Raw genomic sequence first — 18,811 nt, 5'->3', positions numbered from 1 at the left:
AAAAGTTCTCTTTGAGTAACATCATCTTCACAAATAACAATTCTATAAATAATAATCTCCCCCTTAACTTATTGCAATAAATATTATAAATATATTTTTATGAGATATCACTCTTATTAAAGTATTTTAATTAAATTTATAGTTTAAATTTTAACATAAACCTTTGTATTAGTATATAAACCTCTAAATTATATAAGTAGCTTATATAATTTAAATATTTCATATATGTACAATAGCTAATTTATTTTTTAAATAAAAAATAGACCAGATAAAATCTAGTCTATTTTTTCGTTATGATATTTACTTTGAGTAGTTATTTTTATAGTTATAATAATACATAAGTAGGTATATGTCTATATTATTTTTCAAATATATGCTTAATAACTTCTATTGGCTCATGAAATAATAACCTTGGTCCAGAGAATTTCATAACATCCTTTATTTTTATCTTCATATCTTTTTTATAACAATGTATTTTACATTTACTACAAAACTTTTTTTCTTCTCCAAACTTACAAAAATCTAATCTTTTATTAGCATACTCTAAAAGCTCGCTACATTCATTACAAAGTTCTCCCTTATTACGTCCATGATTTTTACTACAATATATATTTATCATAATACCTATAGTCTTTTTTTCTCTTTCTATTCTACTCATGATTCCCTCCCAATTTAAATTTTTCTGCCCTCAAGTTTATTCGCTTAAATTACAATTAATCAATTATTTAAATAAACTAATAATACATCAGCATATTAAAAAAGGGCTAAAATTTAGCCCTTTTATTAATTAAATTCAAGTGTATTATTTCTTACATAAACTTTCTTATCACAAATTGCTGTACTTGATTTCCTATGAGATACCATTATTACTGTTTTATCTTCAGATTCATTTTTAATGCTCTTTAAAATTTGAGCTTCATTTAAAGTATCTAAGTTACTTGTAGGTTCATCTAATATAAGTACTTGTGAATTATGTAAAAATGCCCTTGCTATTCCTAGTCTTTGCTTTTCTCCTGATGATAAGTTAGACCCTATTTCTCCAACATTAGTCTTATATCCATTAGGAAGTGTTTCTATAAATTCATGTATAGATGCTTTTTTAGCCGCTTCTACTACTTCTTCATAAGTTGCATCTATTTTACCTATTTTTAAGTTATTCTCTATAGTGTCATTAAATAAGAATGTTTCTTGACTAACTAAAGACTGTGATTTTCTTAAAGATTTTGTTGGTATAGTCTTTATATCTTTATTAGATATTTCAATACTACCTTTTTCAACATCCCAAAATCTCATTATTAATTTTAATAATGTACTCTTACCACATCCACTTTCTCCAATAATAGCAACTTTATCGCCTTTTTCAATATTAAGATTTACATCTTTAAGTAATACCTCATCTCTTCCATTATACTTAAATTCCATATCTCTTATATCTACATAGTCTATGTTTAAATCTTCATTTCCAGCTACTTCATTTACAGCAGGAACTTCATCTAATACATTGAATAATCTTTGTGCACAAGCAAAAGTATGCATTAAATTATTAGATAAATTACTTAAAGCAACAGTTGGCCCAAATGAACTAGCTAAAAGAACTACTGCCACTATTAATTGACCTAAGTTTATTGTGCCTGATTCAAATAACTTCACTCCTGTAAATAAAGTTACAATTATAGCTATCATTATAGTTATATCTGTGAAAGCTCTTATTATACCTTCATGCTCTTTTATAACTTTTAATTTTTCATTTAACTTTTCACTATTTTCATTTATAGTTTTTAATCTATCATTTCCAGCCCCAAATAGTAATACTTCTTTTATACCTTTTAAAGAGTCTAATAAAAAACTATTTGTATTTCCAAACTCATTTCTATATTCAAGACCTGATTGGTTTGCATATTTAGAAGATATAACTGGTATTAAAAGACCTACTATTAAATAAAATACTAATGCTATTATCCCAAAGTAAGGATTTATACTATATAATACTCCTGCTGTTATTGCTGAAGTTAATATTCCTATTGCTATAGGTGCTATTGTATGAGCATAAAATACTTCTAATAATTCTATATCGCTAGTTATAACTGATATTAGATTACCTTTTTCTTTTGTTTCTAATTTTGATGGCGCTAATTTTCTTAATGCTTTAAATACTTGGTCTCTTAGTATTGCTAATATTTTAAATGCTATATAATGACCTGAATATTGTTCTATGGATCTTAGCCCACCTCTTAGTATTGCACATCCTATTATAATCTTTATAGTTATATCTAAAGTAAATTCCATATCTAATTTAAGTATAGTTCCTACTGCTATTGCACCAAATGTTGTTACTGCTGTAGCTGCTAAAAATCCTAAAACTCCAAAAGTTATTGTTATTATCATTATTGGAGTTAGAGGTTTTAGTATTTTTATAAGTCTTGCCATTATCTTTATTCCAGACATTCTCTTTTGATCTTTATTCACTTATAGCTACCTCCATTTCTGCTTCATATATACTTTCTAAGTTTGTTTGATTTGTATATAACTTACAGTAAGTAGAGTTATTTTTCATAAGTTCATTATGATTTCCACTTTCTACTATCTTACCTTTATCTAATACATAAATCTTATCTGCATTTTTTACGTTTGCAAGTCTATGAGATATTACTATTACAGTTTTTTCTTTTGCTATATCATATATAGTCTTTAATATGCTATCTTCACTTTCTACATCAACATTTGAAGTAGCTTCATCAAATATGTACACCTCTGGGTTTGTAAGTATCATTCTAGCAAGTGCTAATCTTTGTTTTTGTCCTCCTGATAAAAGTGATCCACCTTCTCCAACTTTAGTATCAAGTTTATCTTCTAAGCCAATTACAAACTCATATAAATTCGCTATTTTTAGTGCATTATATAACTCTTCTTCTGTTGCATCATTTTTACCCATTTTTAAGTTTTGTGCAATAGTAGTATTAAATATATAAGAGTTATGACTTATAAAACTTACTTTTTTTCTTAATTCTTCAAATGGTATATTATTTATATTTATTCCGTTTAAAGTTACTTCTCCCTTGTCTACTTCTCTAAGCTTTAAAAGTAAGTTAGTAATTGTACTTTTACCACATCCACTTTCTCCAACTAAAGCAACCATAGATTTATTTTTTACTTCTATATTTATATCTTTAAGGACTTTTCTTTCTTTATCATAACTAAAATCTACATTTTTTAGATTTATAGATATATCTTTTAATTTTTCACAATCTTTATTAGATAATTTAAGCTCTTCTTTAACTTTTGTATCTAATAATTTAAACATTTTTTCAGATGCTGCCATACCATTAGTAGCTATGTGGAAAAACGATCCTAAAAGTCTAAGTGGTATAAAGAATTCTGATGATAATAATATTATTATCACAGCCCCTCCAACAGTTATATTACCTTTTGATAATTCATTTACAGCAAGTAATATACCTACTGCTGCTCCTCCAAATGCTATTAAATCCATTATAGTTATAGAACTTAATTGCATTGTTAATACCTTCATAGTTACTTTTCTAAATGTTTCAGCTTCTTTGTTCATTTCTTCATTTTTTTCTTCATCTAAATCAAATATCTTTAAAGTTGTAAGACCTTGAAGATTTTCTAAGAATGAATCACCTAAGTTTGTATATATGCCCCAATATTTACTTAAAAGTTTTTTAGCAAACTTCATAACAGCTGCTATTGATATTGGTATTAATGGTATACATACTAAAAGTACTAATGCAGCTTTTAAACTTATGCTAGCCATTACTACAAATAATGTAAGTGGACCTAGTAATCCATAAAATAATTGAGGTAAAAACCTTCCGAAATATACTTCTAACTGTTCAACTCCATCTACTGCTATTTGAACAGTTGATGATGTTGATAGTGCATTATTATAATCTACACCAAGTTCTAATAGCTTTTTATATATTTTTTCTCTTAATATGTTTCTAACTTTTCCTGATGAATTATGAGAAAACTTACCAGACATATAATTACAAATAAATCTTATTATCATTAAAATCGATAAAAGTATTGCATAGCTACCTATACTAAAACTTAAATCATTTTTATATAATTTATCGATTATACTTCCTACAAATAAAATTATACCTATATTACAAATTACAGATATCCAGTTCATTAAAACTGTTAAAAATATGTATTTTTTTGGTTCTTTACAAATAGATAATAACCTCTTGTCTACCATTTACACTTCCTCCTAATTAATTATGTGATATATAAGACTTAATGCAAATAATATCACTGATACTAAATGTAGCCATTTATATTTCTTTCTTACTTTATTAGTCCCTGATAATATTATTAATCCTGCCATAATTCCAACCGGTAAAATAGTTATCTCTTTATCTTTTATATAGTCAGTAACTGAATATATAATCATCAATAATGCTCCTAATGTTCCAGTTAAAATATGTAGTTTTAAACTTAATTTCTTATTTATAAATTTAAAGTATTTAAAAAAATAAGTTATTATTGCTAATAAAAATAATGTTGATCCTAACCTATGTAACATAACTTTCTCCCGCTTCACTTTTGTATTTATAATTACTAAATTTAAAGAATTCATCAATATTTTAATTCTCTTAATTAAATTAATTTATACCATTATATATATTGACTATCATTCTCATTGTATTTTGATAAATATTTCTTAGTTGCACTATTTAAACCTTATTTATCTACTTTATCTCTTAGTTTATGAGTTTTATTTTTACAATTAATTTTTATCTTAGTTCAATAGTTGTATTAGACCTCTGCTTTATCTTCTTTTATTGTTTTTATTCTAAACATAAAGTAATAGAATTTAACTGCTATTAAAAATAATAAAAATATCCTCATATGTAAGCTATCTATTATTATCAAAGGAAATGCTAACATTATATCTGCAAATAATAATATACAAACCTTTTGTTTCATAGTCATAGCCTTTTCTTTAACAAAACTTTCTAAATGATTTTTATAAATCTTTGTTGATTTAAACCATCTATCAAATTTATCTGAACCCTTTACAAAACAATATGATGCCAATAGTAAAAATGGTGTTGTTGGAAGCACTGGTATTATAACCCCTACTGCTCCTAATACAAATGATATTAGCCCAACTACTACGTATATGAACTTTTTAATTTTATTCATTTTATCCTCCATACAATTTTAAATTTAATATACTAATAATTTATCACAAGTGATAATTATTTTCAATAATATTTCCATTTTAATTGGAAATAATTATTATTTTTAACTAAAAACATTTTACATAAGTTAAGTATTTATATAAAAAAAGACTGCATTAGATTTTTAATCTAATGCAGTCTTTTAACTTTTATTCACTTACAGCATCTTTATAATTTTCAATTGGAGGTAAGTCTTCTAATTTTTCTATACTTAATAATTTTAAAAATTCATTTGTAGTTTTATATATTATTGGCTTCCCTATTCTATTAAGTCTACCTGCTTCTACTATTAAATCATTTTCTAAAAGTGTTTGCAGTACCTTATCACACTTAACCCCTCTTATATCTTCTATTTCAACCTTTGTTATTGGTTGCTTATAGGCAACTATAGTAAGAGTTTCAAGAGTTGCTTGACTTAAACTCTTCTTTTTCTTTGGTTCAAGCACTTTTTTGATAAAAGAAGCGTACTCTTTATTTGTGCACATTTGGTACTTGTTTTCTAATTTTATTATTTGTATTCCTCTATTATTTTCCTTATATTCCTCCATAAGAGAATGAAGCATAAATTCTATTTCTTTACTTGCTAAATCTTCGTTTATTATATAATTTAATTCTTTTATACTTATAGGATCTCCATATGCAAACATAACTGATTCTATAATATTTTTTATATCTTCACGTCTCATTTTATCACTCCGAGCTTTTCTTTATTAGTATATCATCAAAGAATATATCTTGAGCTACTATTATTTCTTTTGCTTTTATTAATTCAAGTATTGATAAAAATGTTGCTATAACTTCATCTTTATCACAATCTTGTATTACTTTAGTAAATCTTACTTCTGATTTTTCGTTTATAATATTTCTTATATAACTTATCTTTTCTTCAACAGATATGATTCTTCCCTTTACTATTTTATCTAGTCTTTCATCTTTTACTTCATCTGATTCTGATGTTTTAACCTTTAGTATATATGGAAGTATATTTTTTATAGCTTCTATCGATATATCACTTAAGTCTACACTTTCATCAACTATTATCTCTTCTTTTTTTCTATAGAATAATTCGTTTACATAGCTAACATTTTCTTTTAAATCTTCTGCTGCTAATTTAAACTGTTTATATTCTTCTAATTGCCTTGCAAGTTCTAATCTTGGATCTTCTATTTCTTCGTCATCTTTTTGCTTATACAATAAGTATTTAGATTTTACTTCTAAAAGTTTAGAAGCCATTGTTATAAACTCACTAGTTATTTCTAAATCCATTTTTTCAAGCATTGATAAATATTGTATATATTGCTTAGTTATCTCTATTATTGATATATCTTTTATATCAATCTTTTGCTTAGATATTAAGTCATACAATAAATCCAAAGGCCCTTCATAAACTTGTAACTGTATATTATACTTCATCTAGTTTCCCTCAGTCCTATGCAAATAAATATACTATCTTTACTATTACATTATATATAGGTCCCATAATTATTAAATGGAAATCTGTAATTATTAAAAGTAAAAATAAAAAAGTACTCATACTTTCATATTTATAAACAAACTCATTGTACTTATATGGTATAAATGATGATATTACTCCCCATCCATCAAGTGGTGGTATCGGAAGTAAATTAAAAGCTGCAAAGCTTATATTATACAACATAGTCATTCCTAATATCATATTAATTGCTTCCATACGAACAACCTTATTTAACATCATACAAACTATAGCAGTTAATATGTTTCCTAATGCACCTGATAATGAAACTAATACATTTCCAACCTTATAATTTTTAAAATTATTAGGGTTTACTGGAACAGGTCTTGCCCAACCTATTTTAAAAATAAGCATCATTATAATTCCAATAGGATCTAAATGTTTTGCTGGGTCTAAGGTCATTCTACCCTGCATTTTAGCCGTATCATCACCTAATAAATGCGCTGAGTAAGCATGTCCAAATTCATGAACAGTTATTGCAATTACTATTGCAACTAAGCTCACTAATATATTACTTAAAGAATTCATATTTATCTCTCCTAAATTTCGATTTTAATACTATTATACCAATTTACAAATGTATAATCAAAGTTTTTATATATATAAAATTCACTCTGCTCTTATCTCTAACTACTCTGTTAGTTGCTTAAAATCTTTTTTTTACTTACTATTAATGCATTTATATTACTTAAGTTAATAAATTATCTATGATGTATTATAGTTTTGTTAAATGTAAAAAAGAAGTCTTTCGACTTCTTTTACTTTACATCATATTGTCTATAACTCTTTGAAGCATTTGTAGATAACTTGCTTTATTTATATCCTTTGTATTTACCAAATCTACTTGCCCTATAAGTTTTTTATCTTTATAAATTTCTAATTTTCCTAAAGTAGTTCCTTTTTTAATTGGAAGTTGAGGATTATCATAAACTTTTATTTTTTTAGTGAAATCCTTATTACTTCCTTTTTTAATTAATGCTGTTAAACTTTCTTTAGCTACTAGATTTACTTTATTGTCCCTAGCTTTATCTAATGTTAAAGTAGCTACGTTGTCATCTTTAGCACATAATTTTACACTTTCATAATTTGCAAACCCATAGTTAAGTAAGTCAGTTGCATCTTTAAATCTTTCTGGCGATGTCTCAGCTCCAAGTGTTGCAGCTACTAAATGAGTTTCTCCTCTTTTAGCTGCAGCTGATAAACAATATTTTGCTTGTTGAGTAAATCCTGTTTTAACTCCAGTAGCACCTTGATAATGTTTTACAAGTTTATTAGTATTAGCAAGTCCTATTGTAGCTTGTTTTTTACCTACTACAACTTTGTCCATCCAAGTTGTTAAATACTTGTGTATAGCTTCATGTTTTAATAATTCCCTAGACATTAAAGCTATATCATGTGCTGATGTGTAATGGTCATCTACTGGTAAACCGTTAGTGTTTGCAAAATGAGTATCCTTCATTCCTAATTCTTGTGCTTTTTTATTCATCATATCTACAAAGGCCTCTACACTACCTGCTATATGTTCTGCCATAGCAACACAGCCATCATTTGCTGAAGCTACTGCTATACCTTTTAAAAGGGTATTAACATCTTGAGTTTCTCCTGGTTCTAAAAATATTTGGCTTCCACCCATACTTGCAGCATTTTCGCTTATTTGTACTTTATCCTCTAATTTTACTTTACCTGAATCTAGTGCTTCACATATTAATAACATTGTCATTACTTTTGTTACACTAGCTGGCGGTAACTTATCATGTGCATTCTTTTCATAAAGAATCTGTCCACTTCCTACATCCATCAATATTGCAGATTTTGATGATATATTTATGGTAGCACTAGGATCACCTGCAAAAGCTATATTCATAGGCATTAAAGCAAGTAACATAGTCATAGCTATACTAGTCAGTTTTTTCATCAACGTCACCTCTTAATATTTATTTAAACTTATTTTCTACCATTTACATTTTTTTATTCTATTGGTGATGTTTTACTTGATGAGTATTTTTTTTATTTTCTAACTTTCTAAAATGACTAGCTAAAGCTCCATCATTGTGTGCATTTTCTATTATGTCAAATGCATATTCATAATCCATACCATAGTCTGCTGCTATTTCCATTCTTACTTGTTTTAAAGCCATTCTTGCGTTATGGTTTGCTATATTATTCATTTTTAGCCTCCTATTAGCATTTATTTATATGTAATTATTTTCTACTAATATTCAGCTTTTATAATTGTTATTTTTTGTAAAAACTCGTTTCGCTTAATCTACTTCGTAGTCGGCTACACTCATGTCGCCAACGATATGACACTCGCTATTGCTTCGGTCACATCCGTTGCTCAAAATTCTACGTTCTTATTACCAGCGATATACATTTTCTCAAAATATAGCTTTCTATAAAAAAAGGATGCCTTTTGGCATCCTCTAAAATCTAATTATTTTCCTGCTAATTCTATAGCTCTATCTAATACAGCTGCTCCATTACACATTCCGTAATGAGACATGTTTATAACCTCAACTGGTGCTTTTCCATCTACTATCTTCTTAGCTTTTTCTAACATAAATCTAACTTGTGGTCCTAGTAATAAAACATCAAAGTTTCCTATTTCTTTATCTATATTAGCTTCACTTATAGCCCAAATTTTTGCTTCTATTCCTTTTTCCTTTGCTGCTGCTTCCATTTTTGTTACTAATAAAGATGTTGACATACCTGCTGAACAAGCTAACATTATTCTTATCATAATATTTCCCTCCTAGTATTTAGTGTACCTGAGTACTTAATATTTATTTAGTATTATATCATCTACTTTTTGAAAACGTTTTTTAATATATTATAATAATACACTATTTATTTTTAATTGTCTATACATTTAATTTTTATTGTCTAAAATATTTTTATCACTATAATTAACTAAAGCTATATCATTTTCTTCTAGTACTTTTTTTACATTTTCAGACGTTAATATCTTATGCTCTTTAGCTCTTGGTATAGCATAAGAAGTTGAATTTAATAAAAATTCATCTATAAAAGCTGGATGAGTCATTATATCTGCTATTTCATATTTCTTTAATTCTTCTATATTTTTTTCAAAATAATCATAGTCTACATTATTATCATAAAAAGTATCTACAACAGGTATTATTTTTTTATAATCTAGATTATACTCAAATCCGCCTCTAATTGGTAGCTTGTACTTGTTTAATATTTTTTTGATTACTGGATTTAATTTTAATAATCCATGTACATGATGATGACTATCTAAGTGAGTTATCTTTATACCGTATTGTATTACCCTGTCTATTTGAGCACAAAATTCTTCGTATATTTCATCTATGTCCATATCTTCTAAAGATTCATTTGTAATCCTTTTATAAAAGTATCCATTTTCATCTACGATTGTTTTATGCTTTTTAAGTAGAGGTTTATAACAGCTTAAAGTCATATGAACTCCACATCCTAATCCTGGATTTTCTTTTAATAACTCTACTCCTTGTTCAAACCCTGGCATTGCACTCATCATAGTAGTGGAACTTACTACTCCATTTTTGTATGCTGATATTATACCTAGATTAACACCTTCGCTATACCCAAAATCATCTGCGTTTATTATTAGTTTTGTCATACTTATACCATCCCCTATTTCTACAATACTAAACTATAAAGTATTACTTTTATTATAACGTACCATCGTTTTTATATGTAAGTCAACTGTTTTTTACGATAATGTATATACATTTAATCATATACAAAAAAGCTTAGATTTCTCTAAGCTTTTTTATTTAATAGTCATTGATCTCATCTTCAATTTCTATTATTTCTGCATCTGTATTTGCATCTATAAAATTTAAAATTTTTTCTCTAGTAAAATCTCCTTGTCTAGAGTCTAGAAATATTGATGCTATTCCTATTGTAATTCTTTGATGCAAATCTTGATTTTCTATTTCGCAAACAGATGCATTAAAATTATTTTGTAATTTTTTAACTAAGCTTTTTACTACCATTCTTTTTTCTTTTAATGAATGTACCCAACTAGCTCTAAGATTTATTTTCATTACTAATATTTTCATAGTAATTTACCTTTCTTTTGTTTATATAATAATTTTCATCTGTTAATATTAACTATTTATAATCTTTTTCCACTGCCTGAGCTAATATTTTATTTATATTATCCATCATTAAAGTTAGTTTTTGCTCATTAGTTAAGTAATTATACAGTTTTTTATTATTTGTTACTTTCTTTTTTGTGTTTTCTATCTTAGTATTAGTTTTTTTATCTATTTGTTGATTCTTCATGGCATAGCTTTGAATTTGCATTTGAGTTAATCTATAATCTTTTAGAAGCTCCTCACATTCTTTATCAGATTTAACTTCTTTCATAGACTTTCTAAAATCTTTATACTCTTTACTATTTTTTATTTCACTAGCTAACTTTGTAGCTGTATCATAAACTCCCATAAAAACCTCCAGATATTATATATTACTTCAATAAAAAAGATTGAATATAATAAATTATATTCAATCTCTTATAATTATACCTCCATTATTATAGGAAGTATCATTGGATTTCTCTTTGTCTTTTGGTATAGGTACTCTTTTAAGTTTTCTTTTATATTATTCTTTAAATAAGCCCACTCTTTTATGTTTCTATCTTCACAGTCTTTTAAGACTTGCTTAATTACATTTTTTGCTCCATCCATTAAATCTTCTGATTCTCTTACATATACAAATCCTCTAGATATAATATCTGGTCCTGCTAATACTTTTCCGTCTTCTTTTGATATTGTTACTACTACTATCATCAGTCCATCTTCTGATAAATGTTTTCTATCTCTTAATACTATATTCCCTACATCTCCAACACCTAATCCATCAACTAATACATTTCCTGTTGGTATATTTCCAACTACCTTAGCTGAATTTCTATCTATCTCTAAAACTTCTCCAGTTTTATTTATAAATATATTTTGACTTGGCATTCCTAATTCTTCTGCTAATTCAGCATGTTTCTTTAACATTCTATATTCACCATGAACTGGCATAAAGAATTTAGGTTTAGTTATTCTATGAATAAGCTTTAATTCTTCTTGGCAAGCATGCCCAGAAACATGTATGTCTGCTTCGTCATAAACTACTTCTGCTCCTTTTTCAAATAAGAAGTCTATTACTTTTGATATTGGTTTCTCATTTCCTGGTATTGGATGAGCTGATATTATTATTAAATCTCCATTTTTTATTTCTACTTTTTTATGTTCAGCACTTGCCATTCTAGCTAAAGCTGACATTGGCTCTCCTTGAGATCCTGTTGTTATTAAAACTATTTCATTATCTTCATATTTAGATAAATCATTTAGGTCTATTAACATATTATCTGGGATATCTATATATTCTAGCTCTCTAGCAACATTAACTACATTTACCATAGATCTTCCTGACACCGCTACTTTTCTATTAAACTTTTCCGCTGTATTTATTATCTGTTGTAGCCTGTGTATGTTAGATGCAAATGTTGCAACTATTATTCTGCTATTACTAGCTTTTCTAAATAAATCCTCTAGTCTTGAGCTTACTATTCTTTCTGACATAGTATATCCTGGTCTTTTGGCATTAGTACTTTCTGCTAATAATAAAAGTACTCCTTTTTTACCAAGTTCACAGATTCTTGGTATATCCATAACTTCTCCATCCATAGGAGTATAATCTATCTTAAAATCTCCTGTATGATATATTATCCCTTGATCCGTATGAACAGCTATAGAGCAAGCATCTGGTATACTATGATTGTTCTTTATAAACTCTATTTCCATATTGTTAAGCTTTATCATTTGCTTTGGCGTTATAACGTTTAGCTTAACATTATTCATTTTATGCTCTTTTAGCTTAACTTGTATAAGCCCTACACTAAGTTTTGATCCATATATAGGTACATTTATCTTTCTTAATATATATGGAAGAGCCCCGATATGGTCTTCATGTCCATGTGTAATAAATATACCTTTTACTTTATCCTTATTTTTTATTAAATAAGTTATATCAGGTATGACTATGTCTACCCCCAACATATCATCTCCTGGGAAACTAAGCCCAGCATCTATTACAATTATTTCATCTTTATACTCAACCAGAGTCATGTTTTTTCCGACTTCGTTAAGCCCACCTAGTGCCATTATCTTTATTTTATTGGCATTTTTCTTGAACAATTGCATCATCTCCTTCTGTCTATTCAGTTTTTCTTAAATTTCAACACGTTCTATAATTTAGATAATATCAAATCACGCACTCTTTACCAGTTATTATCATTGTACCATATTTCCTGCTATAATTTAAGTAATATTTAAAATACATTTATTGTATTATTTTGACAAAGTTATCCTATTCTGATATTCTCTGATTATAATATACCAAATTAAAGGAGGACATATGAGAGGTAAAACCCACTGTGCCATAGGTGTTTTAAGTGTTATACAAGCTTCTCTACTTTTTAAAATACCTATTTCTATCTTTAATCTTATCTTGTCTGCTTTTTTCTCAATACTTCCAGACTTAGATGAATCTAATTCTATCGTTTCAGACTTCTTTTTAAAAAAGAATGTATCTAAGTTTATACTAAAGCTGGCAATATACTTGATAAACATAGTAATCTTCTTTATATCTTTAAAAATAAACGATAATTTTTATATAAGCTCTGCAGTGACATTTATAGCTATTATAATAATAGAAGCTAAGTTAACTCATACATTACTTAGAAAGATTTTCTTATCTCTAATATTTGTTTTTTTAGCTATATGTCTTTATTTAATAAATGTAAAAATATATTTTTCAATTTTTTGCCTAATGCTAGCAACTTTCCCTTGGCTTAAACATAGAAGTTTTTCTCATAGTATATTTGCTACCGTGTTAATATATTTTCTATTAAAACAAATAGAACTAATATATAATATATCTAATTTGGCCTTTTTTGGTACTATTAGTTATGCTAGTCATCTATTTTTAGGCGATTTATTTACAAAATCAGGAATTCCTATTTTATATCCAATAAGTAATAAAAAATTCTCTTTAGGGTTTTTTAGGGTTGGAAGTGGGTTTAATAATATATTAGAAATGCTATTTGTGCTGTTATTAGTAAGTTGTATAATTTTCACTATAATAAAAATGTAAGTCCCATTTGGGACTTACATTTTTATAGTATTATTTACTACATGCATCACATAACCCATAGAATTTAACATCATGGTCTAATATTTTAAATTTATATAATTCTTGTATTTGATTTTCAATATTATCTAATAAATCTTCCTGTGCTTCCATTATCTTTCCACAGCTTTTACAAATAAGATGATGATGATTATGACAATCTTGTCTATCTAAACTAAGTTCATATCTTATACATCCGTCATCTAAGTTAAGTTTTGATATTACTCCTATTTCATCTAGTAGTTGCATTGTTCTATAAACAGTAGCAAGCCCTATTTCTGGACAGTCTACTCTTACTAAATCATAAATTTCTTCACTGCTTAGATGCTCTGAATTATTTTTAAGTAGTATGTCTACTATAGCTCTCCTTTGTGGAGTAATTTTAAATCCTGTTTCTTTTAATTTTTCTTTTAATATATCCATTGTATTAATCATAATATCACCCTTATTTTTCAATTGATAATCTTTATTAATTATTTTAATTGATAATCAAGTTTTTGTCAACATTTAAGAAAACGTTCTTTTTGTTAATTGCCATAAATGAAGTTGTGTAGAACCTCTAAATTCTTATCTATATTCCATTTAACCACATACATTCCATCTTCATTTAATCTTCCTTCTTCTCTATAATCTGCAAGTGGAAACTCTAGTTGTTTAATATCATAACTTGCAAGTTCATGTGCTGAAAATGCTAGTTTCATTATTTTATCTAAAGCTATATTAACATCTACATGCTTTAATACACTTTTAATTACTTTAGGGTATTTAGTTATAGATGTATTTGACAATTTATTAGCTATGCTAGTTAAAATCGCTCTTTGTCTTTCATCTCTTTTGTATATTGTGTCTATTTTTCTAATTCTAGCATAAGCTAATGCTTGATATCCATTTAAATTATTAATCCCTTTATTTTCTATATACTTAATATTACCCTTATTTGAGTCATTGAAACCATAACATGTTTTAATAAACTTATTTAAATGGTTAATTTCGCCTTCTTTAATATCTACTTCAACACCACCTAAAACATCTACCACGTCAATAAATGATTTAAAATCTACAAGTGCATAATCGGTTATATCTAAATTAAAATTTTTATTAATAGTTTGAATTAGTAATTCTTCTCCACCATAAGCATATGCATGATTTAATTTTTCACGGCCTTTACCTGGTATATCAACTAAAGTATCCCTTACTAAGGAAGTTAATTTTAAAGACTTATTAAGGTTATCAATAGTTAGAATTATCATTGAGTCTGACCTTGATGGTCCTTTATTACTAAGACTATCTCTACCTATTAACAATATATTATCTACTTTTTTTTGATTAGAAACTTCATTAAATTCATCTTCAGCATAAACATTATTTGAACATATCATAAATATAAATGCTAAAGATAAAATTAATATGTTTTTTAATTTTGTCATTTTATCACTGCCTTTTAAGATTAGATTTATATTTTTTATTTTCTCCTCTTAATCTAAAAATTACCCGTATTATATAAATTACAATATATTTACTTGTTATGATTTTTTTGTAAGTTATATTTAAATCAATTATTTTTTAATCATTTTTTGCATATAAATATATCATTTATCTATTAATTAATTTATATACAAAAAAAGCTTCTTAAAATCAAATTTGATTTTAAGAAGCTACAAGTTATAAATTATATATTATTGCTCGTCTTCGTCGAAGTTTAATCCTTCTTCTTCCATTAATGTATTGTATACATCTACAACTATTTCGTATTCTGCATCATCTTCTAAAGGAACTAATATTTCTCCTTCTTCATCTTGGTCTATTCTAAATATTAATGCTTCTTCTGCTTCTTCATCTTCAACAGGCATTAATATAGCGTATTCCTTTTCTTCTGCTTCTAGAGTTAATATTATTTCAAATTGAGCTTCAACTCCGTTTTCATCAACTAAACTTATTATGTTTTCTTGCATGCGATTCACCTCTGATTCATTATTTGTTATTTATATTATATATCATAAAGATATAATTTTATAGGTGTTTTAAAAATTTCTTTGTCTATCTAAATATCCTTGTAAAATTATAACAGCTGCAACCATATCTATTACACTTTTTCTATTTTCTCTTCTTACATTTCCTTGTATTAGAGTTCTTTCAGCTGCTACTGTAGATAATCTCTCATCCCAGTATTCAATTTTTATTCCAGTTTCTTCTTCTAGTAATTCACAAAACTTTATTACTTTTTCACCTTGTGGTCCAAGTGTTCCATTCATATTCTTTGGAAGCCCAGAAACTATTTTATTAACTTGTCTTTCCTTTATTATTGACTTTAATTCCTCTATGTCTTTTTTCTTTCCTATCCTTTTAACAGTTTTTACACCTTGTGCAGTTAATCCCATTAAGTCACTTACTGCAACTCCAATAGTTTTATCTCCTACATCAAGACCCATTATTCTTCCGTCTAACATATGTTTTCTCCTTATAGTGCTTGTGTTATATTAATTTAATAAACTTAGAATACCATATATTATACTATTATGTATAGCTACTAATATACTTATTATTGCTTAAATTGTATATATTTATTTAGTTTATATAAATATATATCTGATTTTCTTTAATAATCACTCATCAAAACATTCTAGTATATAAAAATTAGCCAGGTAATTATCCTGACTAACCTTATTTTAAATTTTTAACTTTTTTTATCATCAAATATCATCATATTTATACTTATTATTATCAGTGGTATAAGTATATAAATAGATGCTGTAGCTGCTGCTATTATTCCTGAATCATTAACTAAAAGTGTAACAACACATCCTACCATAGTAGCTATAAATCCTTTAAATATAAATGGATACTTATTAGCTATCAATCTAAAATGTCTTGTAGGTCTAAATATAAGTACTCCAATTATACCTACACCTGCTAGCAAAATATTTACCCATACACTAGTTTGAGCTAATTTTAAGTTCATTTGTATTTTTCTACCAAATGTTTGAACTATTTCACTCGGTCCATTTAACATAATTTGTTTAACAAATCCTGATAAATGGGACTCACTTCCTGATATTATATCTATAGCTGCAAAAACTACTACTACACCTACAGCTGCCATTCCCAACAGTATAACTTTCTTAAGGTCAAGTTTAACATCAAATATTAATAAAACTAATAATAAATATGCTACACACTCTGATATTGCAGCTCCAACATTAGCTCCCATCGCTGGAGATGCTGTTGTAATTAGTATTATAAGACTTAAAACTGCTATAGCCCATTTTGGTATCTTTTTATAATCAAGTAAAACTGCTAATCCAAAAATTGCACTACCAATTGCAATACCTTGATATTCATTACCCATACCATAGTATCTTGCACCAATTATAGCATCATAACTCATTATGCTACTTTTCATTAAATATGTACCAAATATAGAGTCAAAGGCTATAACTAGTATTGTTATAATAGAAAAGAATGCCATATGCTTTACATCATCTTTTAATACTTTTCTACCTATAATGTATAATACTAGCGTTGTTAAAATTATACCTGATGAAATAGACTCTGGTGTTTTTAAATTAAGTACTGGAGCTATTAGGAAAGATATTGGTAATATAAATCCTAGTTTTATAAATTCTTTTAATAAATTAAAAACTTTCTCCTTATGAGATATTCTATCTCTAAATAACACTAAAACCATGGCTATCACCCAAGATGCAGATACAATACCTACAAATCCATTTATAATAGTTGATCGTATGCTAGATATAGATACTATCTTCTCATATTCATCTAATATATATCCAGTATTATCTTCTTTATTTACTAGTTCATAGTTTTTACCTACCATATCATCATTAGTAAGTCCAAATTCATTTAATATGTCTACACCAACATCCAAATTAGCAACAATTCCATCTCTTCTTGTTGTAGATGAAGATAATAATCCTTTGTTGTTTCCTTTAAATTTAATTATTGGAGATAATCTTCTTCTATTTTTATAGTCTATGTCACTTGGAAATCCACTAGTTATATAAACAGTATCATTTTCTCCTAACATTTCAAATACTTCTTTTAAGTATTTATCAATATTTTTATAAATACTTTTTTTCATACTTGCAAATGTATGGTCATTTAAATAGCTTTTATATAAATCTAGTCTATTTGTATCTCCTAATTCTATAAATAATGCATCACTATTTTTATAGTTTTCCTTAGTTTCTTTGATTAATTTATCATAATCAGTTTGTATTCCAAATGGCATACTTGAATTTTTAGTATTTATATTATCTATATTACCAGCATCTATTCTACCGTACTGATCCATACAAACTAAACCTAAATCTCTATTTTTTACTAGTTCTCCATTTTCAATAATATCTGCATTACCAAGTAAAGCAACTTTTAATTTATTTTCAGATAGTGTTTGACCAAGAGAACCTAGCACTGATCCATACTGACCATTATCTGCATTTTCATTTATTGATTTATTTATAGTTTGATTATTTATTTTTTTTGGTGATTTTCCAGTTGTCGCTTTAAAACTTGCTTTTGCATCTTCATTAATCTCTTCAAAATTAATATTCATTTCTGTAGATACACTAGCTCTACCACCAGCGCCCATACTCGCAAAGGACCTTCTATCATCAGTTCCTTTATCACCTCTTATATTCATAAGACCTATATATCCTCTAGTTGATAATTCATTTTCTAGAGAAGGTATCTTAAGCATATTTATAAGGTTAGTTCTGTTCATATCAATAAATATAACTTTACCTTTTTCATCAGCAAAGCTATACCCAGTAACAGAAACTAATACTAATAAAATTGATGCTAATAATGATACAATTTTTTTATTCATTAGATTGACCTACTTTCTATAACTATATTACCTGAATATATTTATTTAGTTATTACATCATTATTTAATTTA

General features: G+C 26.7%; 21 protein-coding genes. 1 reads left to right on the top strand and 20 read right to left on the bottom strand.

The window, feature by feature from the left end:
• Positions 1-358: 358 nt before the first annotated feature.
• The 15 genes from JNUCC81_RS04625 to JNUCC81_RS04555 form a co-directional block, all read right to left on the bottom strand.
• A complete protein-coding gene (locus JNUCC81_RS04625) occupies positions 359-658 on the bottom strand; it encodes a nitrous oxide-stimulated promoter family protein (RefSeq protein WP_454095500.1) in 300 nt (99 codons plus the stop codon).
• Positions 659-783: 125 nt separating this feature from the next.
• Complete coding sequence (locus tag JNUCC81_RS04620) at positions 784-2,466, bottom strand: ABC transporter ATP-binding protein (protein WP_454095499.1); 1,683 nt, start codon at positions 2,464-2,466, stop codon at positions 784-786.
• Entirely contained in the window at positions 2,459-4,222 is a 1,764-nt protein-coding gene (locus JNUCC81_RS04615) for an ABC transporter ATP-binding protein/permease (protein WP_454095498.1), read from the bottom strand. The genes JNUCC81_RS04620 and JNUCC81_RS04615 overlap by 8 nt, the downstream gene beginning before the upstream one ends.
• 12 nt (positions 4,223-4,234) lie before the next feature.
• Entirely contained in the window at positions 4,235-4,549 is a 315-nt protein-coding gene (locus tag JNUCC81_RS04610; RefSeq protein ID WP_454095497.1) for a hypothetical protein, read from the bottom strand.
• 233 nt (positions 4,550-4,782) lie between these two features.
• Positions 4,783-5,172 (bottom strand): YbaN family protein, encoded by a 390-nt coding sequence (locus JNUCC81_RS04605; protein ID WP_454095496.1) that lies wholly within the window; start codon positions 5,170-5,172, stop codon positions 4,783-4,785.
• Positions 5,173-5,359: 187 nt separating this feature from the next.
• Positions 5,360-5,896, bottom strand: coding sequence for an SMC-Scp complex subunit ScpB (gene scpB, locus JNUCC81_RS04600; protein WP_454095495.1), 537 nt, complete (start codon positions 5,894-5,896; stop codon positions 5,360-5,362).
• A 4-nt stretch (positions 5,897-5,900) separates the two neighbouring features.
• Positions 5,901-6,623 (bottom strand): segregation and condensation protein A, encoded by a 723-nt coding sequence (locus JNUCC81_RS04595; protein ID WP_454095494.1) that lies wholly within the window; start codon positions 6,621-6,623, stop codon positions 5,901-5,903.
• A 16-nt stretch (positions 6,624-6,639) separates the two neighbouring features.
• Positions 6,640-7,230, bottom strand: a complete 591-nt coding sequence (locus JNUCC81_RS04590; protein ID WP_208334784.1) for a site-2 protease family protein — start codon at positions 7,228-7,230, stop codon at positions 6,640-6,642.
• A gap of 235 nt (positions 7,231-7,465) precedes the next feature.
• Positions 7,466-8,617: a D-alanyl-D-alanine carboxypeptidase family protein gene (locus JNUCC81_RS04585; RefSeq protein ID WP_454095493.1), complete on the bottom strand. Its 1,152-nt coding sequence runs from the start codon at positions 8,615-8,617 to the stop codon at positions 7,466-7,468.
• A gap of 58 nt (positions 8,618-8,675) precedes the next feature.
• Entirely contained in the window at positions 8,676-8,870 is a 195-nt protein-coding gene (locus JNUCC81_RS04580) for a CD1290 family small acid-soluble spore protein (RefSeq protein WP_208332011.1), read from the bottom strand.
• A gap of 266 nt (positions 8,871-9,136) precedes the next feature.
• Positions 9,137-9,442 carry a PTS sugar transporter subunit IIB gene (locus JNUCC81_RS04575; protein WP_454095492.1) on the bottom strand — a complete coding sequence of 102 codons (306 nt, stop codon included), beginning with the start codon at positions 9,440-9,442 and terminating at the stop codon, positions 9,137-9,139.
• 129 nt (positions 9,443-9,571) lie between these two features.
• Positions 9,572-10,324: a chitin disaccharide deacetylase gene (gene chbG, locus JNUCC81_RS04570; RefSeq protein ID WP_454095491.1), complete on the bottom strand. Its 753-nt coding sequence runs from the start codon at positions 10,322-10,324 to the stop codon at positions 9,572-9,574.
• 157 nt (positions 10,325-10,481) lie between these two features.
• Complete coding sequence (locus JNUCC81_RS04565) at positions 10,482-10,769, bottom strand: DUF503 domain-containing protein (RefSeq protein ID WP_454095490.1); 288 nt, start codon at positions 10,767-10,769, stop codon at positions 10,482-10,484.
• Between the two features lie 52 nt (positions 10,770-10,821).
• The gene (locus JNUCC81_RS04560) at positions 10,822-11,157 is read right to left on the bottom strand and encodes a YlbF family regulator (protein ID WP_454095489.1); all 336 of its coding nucleotides are present in this window, start codon (positions 11,155-11,157) and stop codon (positions 10,822-10,824) included.
• Positions 11,158-11,231: 74 nt separating this feature from the next.
• Positions 11,232-12,905 carry a ribonuclease J gene (locus tag JNUCC81_RS04555; RefSeq protein ID WP_208332007.1) on the bottom strand — a complete coding sequence of 558 codons (1,674 nt, stop codon included), beginning with the start codon at positions 12,903-12,905 and terminating at the stop codon, positions 11,232-11,234.
• A 214-nt stretch (positions 12,906-13,119) separates the two neighbouring features.
• Here JNUCC81_RS04555 and JNUCC81_RS04550 point away from each other — a divergent pair, with 214 nt between their 5' ends.
• Entirely contained in the window at positions 13,120-13,857 is a 738-nt protein-coding gene (locus JNUCC81_RS04550; RefSeq protein WP_454095488.1) for a metal-dependent hydrolase, read from the top strand.
• A gap of 30 nt (positions 13,858-13,887) precedes the next feature.
• On the opposite strand, the gene JNUCC81_RS04545 is transcribed toward JNUCC81_RS04550, so the two are convergent.
• From JNUCC81_RS04545 to JNUCC81_RS04525, 5 genes are all read right to left on the bottom strand, one after another.
• Positions 13,888-14,328 (bottom strand): Fur family transcriptional regulator, encoded by a 441-nt coding sequence (locus JNUCC81_RS04545; RefSeq protein WP_208332005.1) that lies wholly within the window; start codon positions 14,326-14,328, stop codon positions 13,888-13,890.
• 92 nt (positions 14,329-14,420) lie between these two features.
• On the bottom strand, positions 14,421-15,320 hold the full coding sequence (locus tag JNUCC81_RS04540; RefSeq protein WP_454095487.1) for an LCP family protein: 900 nt from the start codon (positions 15,318-15,320) through the stop codon (positions 14,421-14,423).
• A gap of 249 nt (positions 15,321-15,569) precedes the next feature.
• A complete protein-coding gene (locus JNUCC81_RS04535; RefSeq protein WP_454095486.1) occupies positions 15,570-15,845 on the bottom strand; it encodes a DUF1292 domain-containing protein in 276 nt (91 codons plus the stop codon).
• Between the two features lie 69 nt (positions 15,846-15,914).
• Entirely contained in the window at positions 15,915-16,340 is a 426-nt protein-coding gene (gene ruvX / locus JNUCC81_RS04530; RefSeq protein ID WP_208332003.1) for a Holliday junction resolvase RuvX, read from the bottom strand.
• A 227-nt stretch (positions 16,341-16,567) separates the two neighbouring features.
• The gene (locus JNUCC81_RS04525) at positions 16,568-18,739 is read right to left on the bottom strand and encodes a hypothetical protein (RefSeq protein ID WP_454095485.1); all 2,172 of its coding nucleotides are present in this window, start codon (positions 18,737-18,739) and stop codon (positions 16,568-16,570) included.
• Positions 18,740-18,811: the final 72 nt, after the last annotated feature.

The sequence above is a fragment of the Faecalimicrobium sp. JNUCC 81 genome (genome assembly GCF_053667625.1).
Note: the sequence above shows the minus strand (reverse complement) of the source record. Positions and strands in the feature narration are given on the sequence as shown.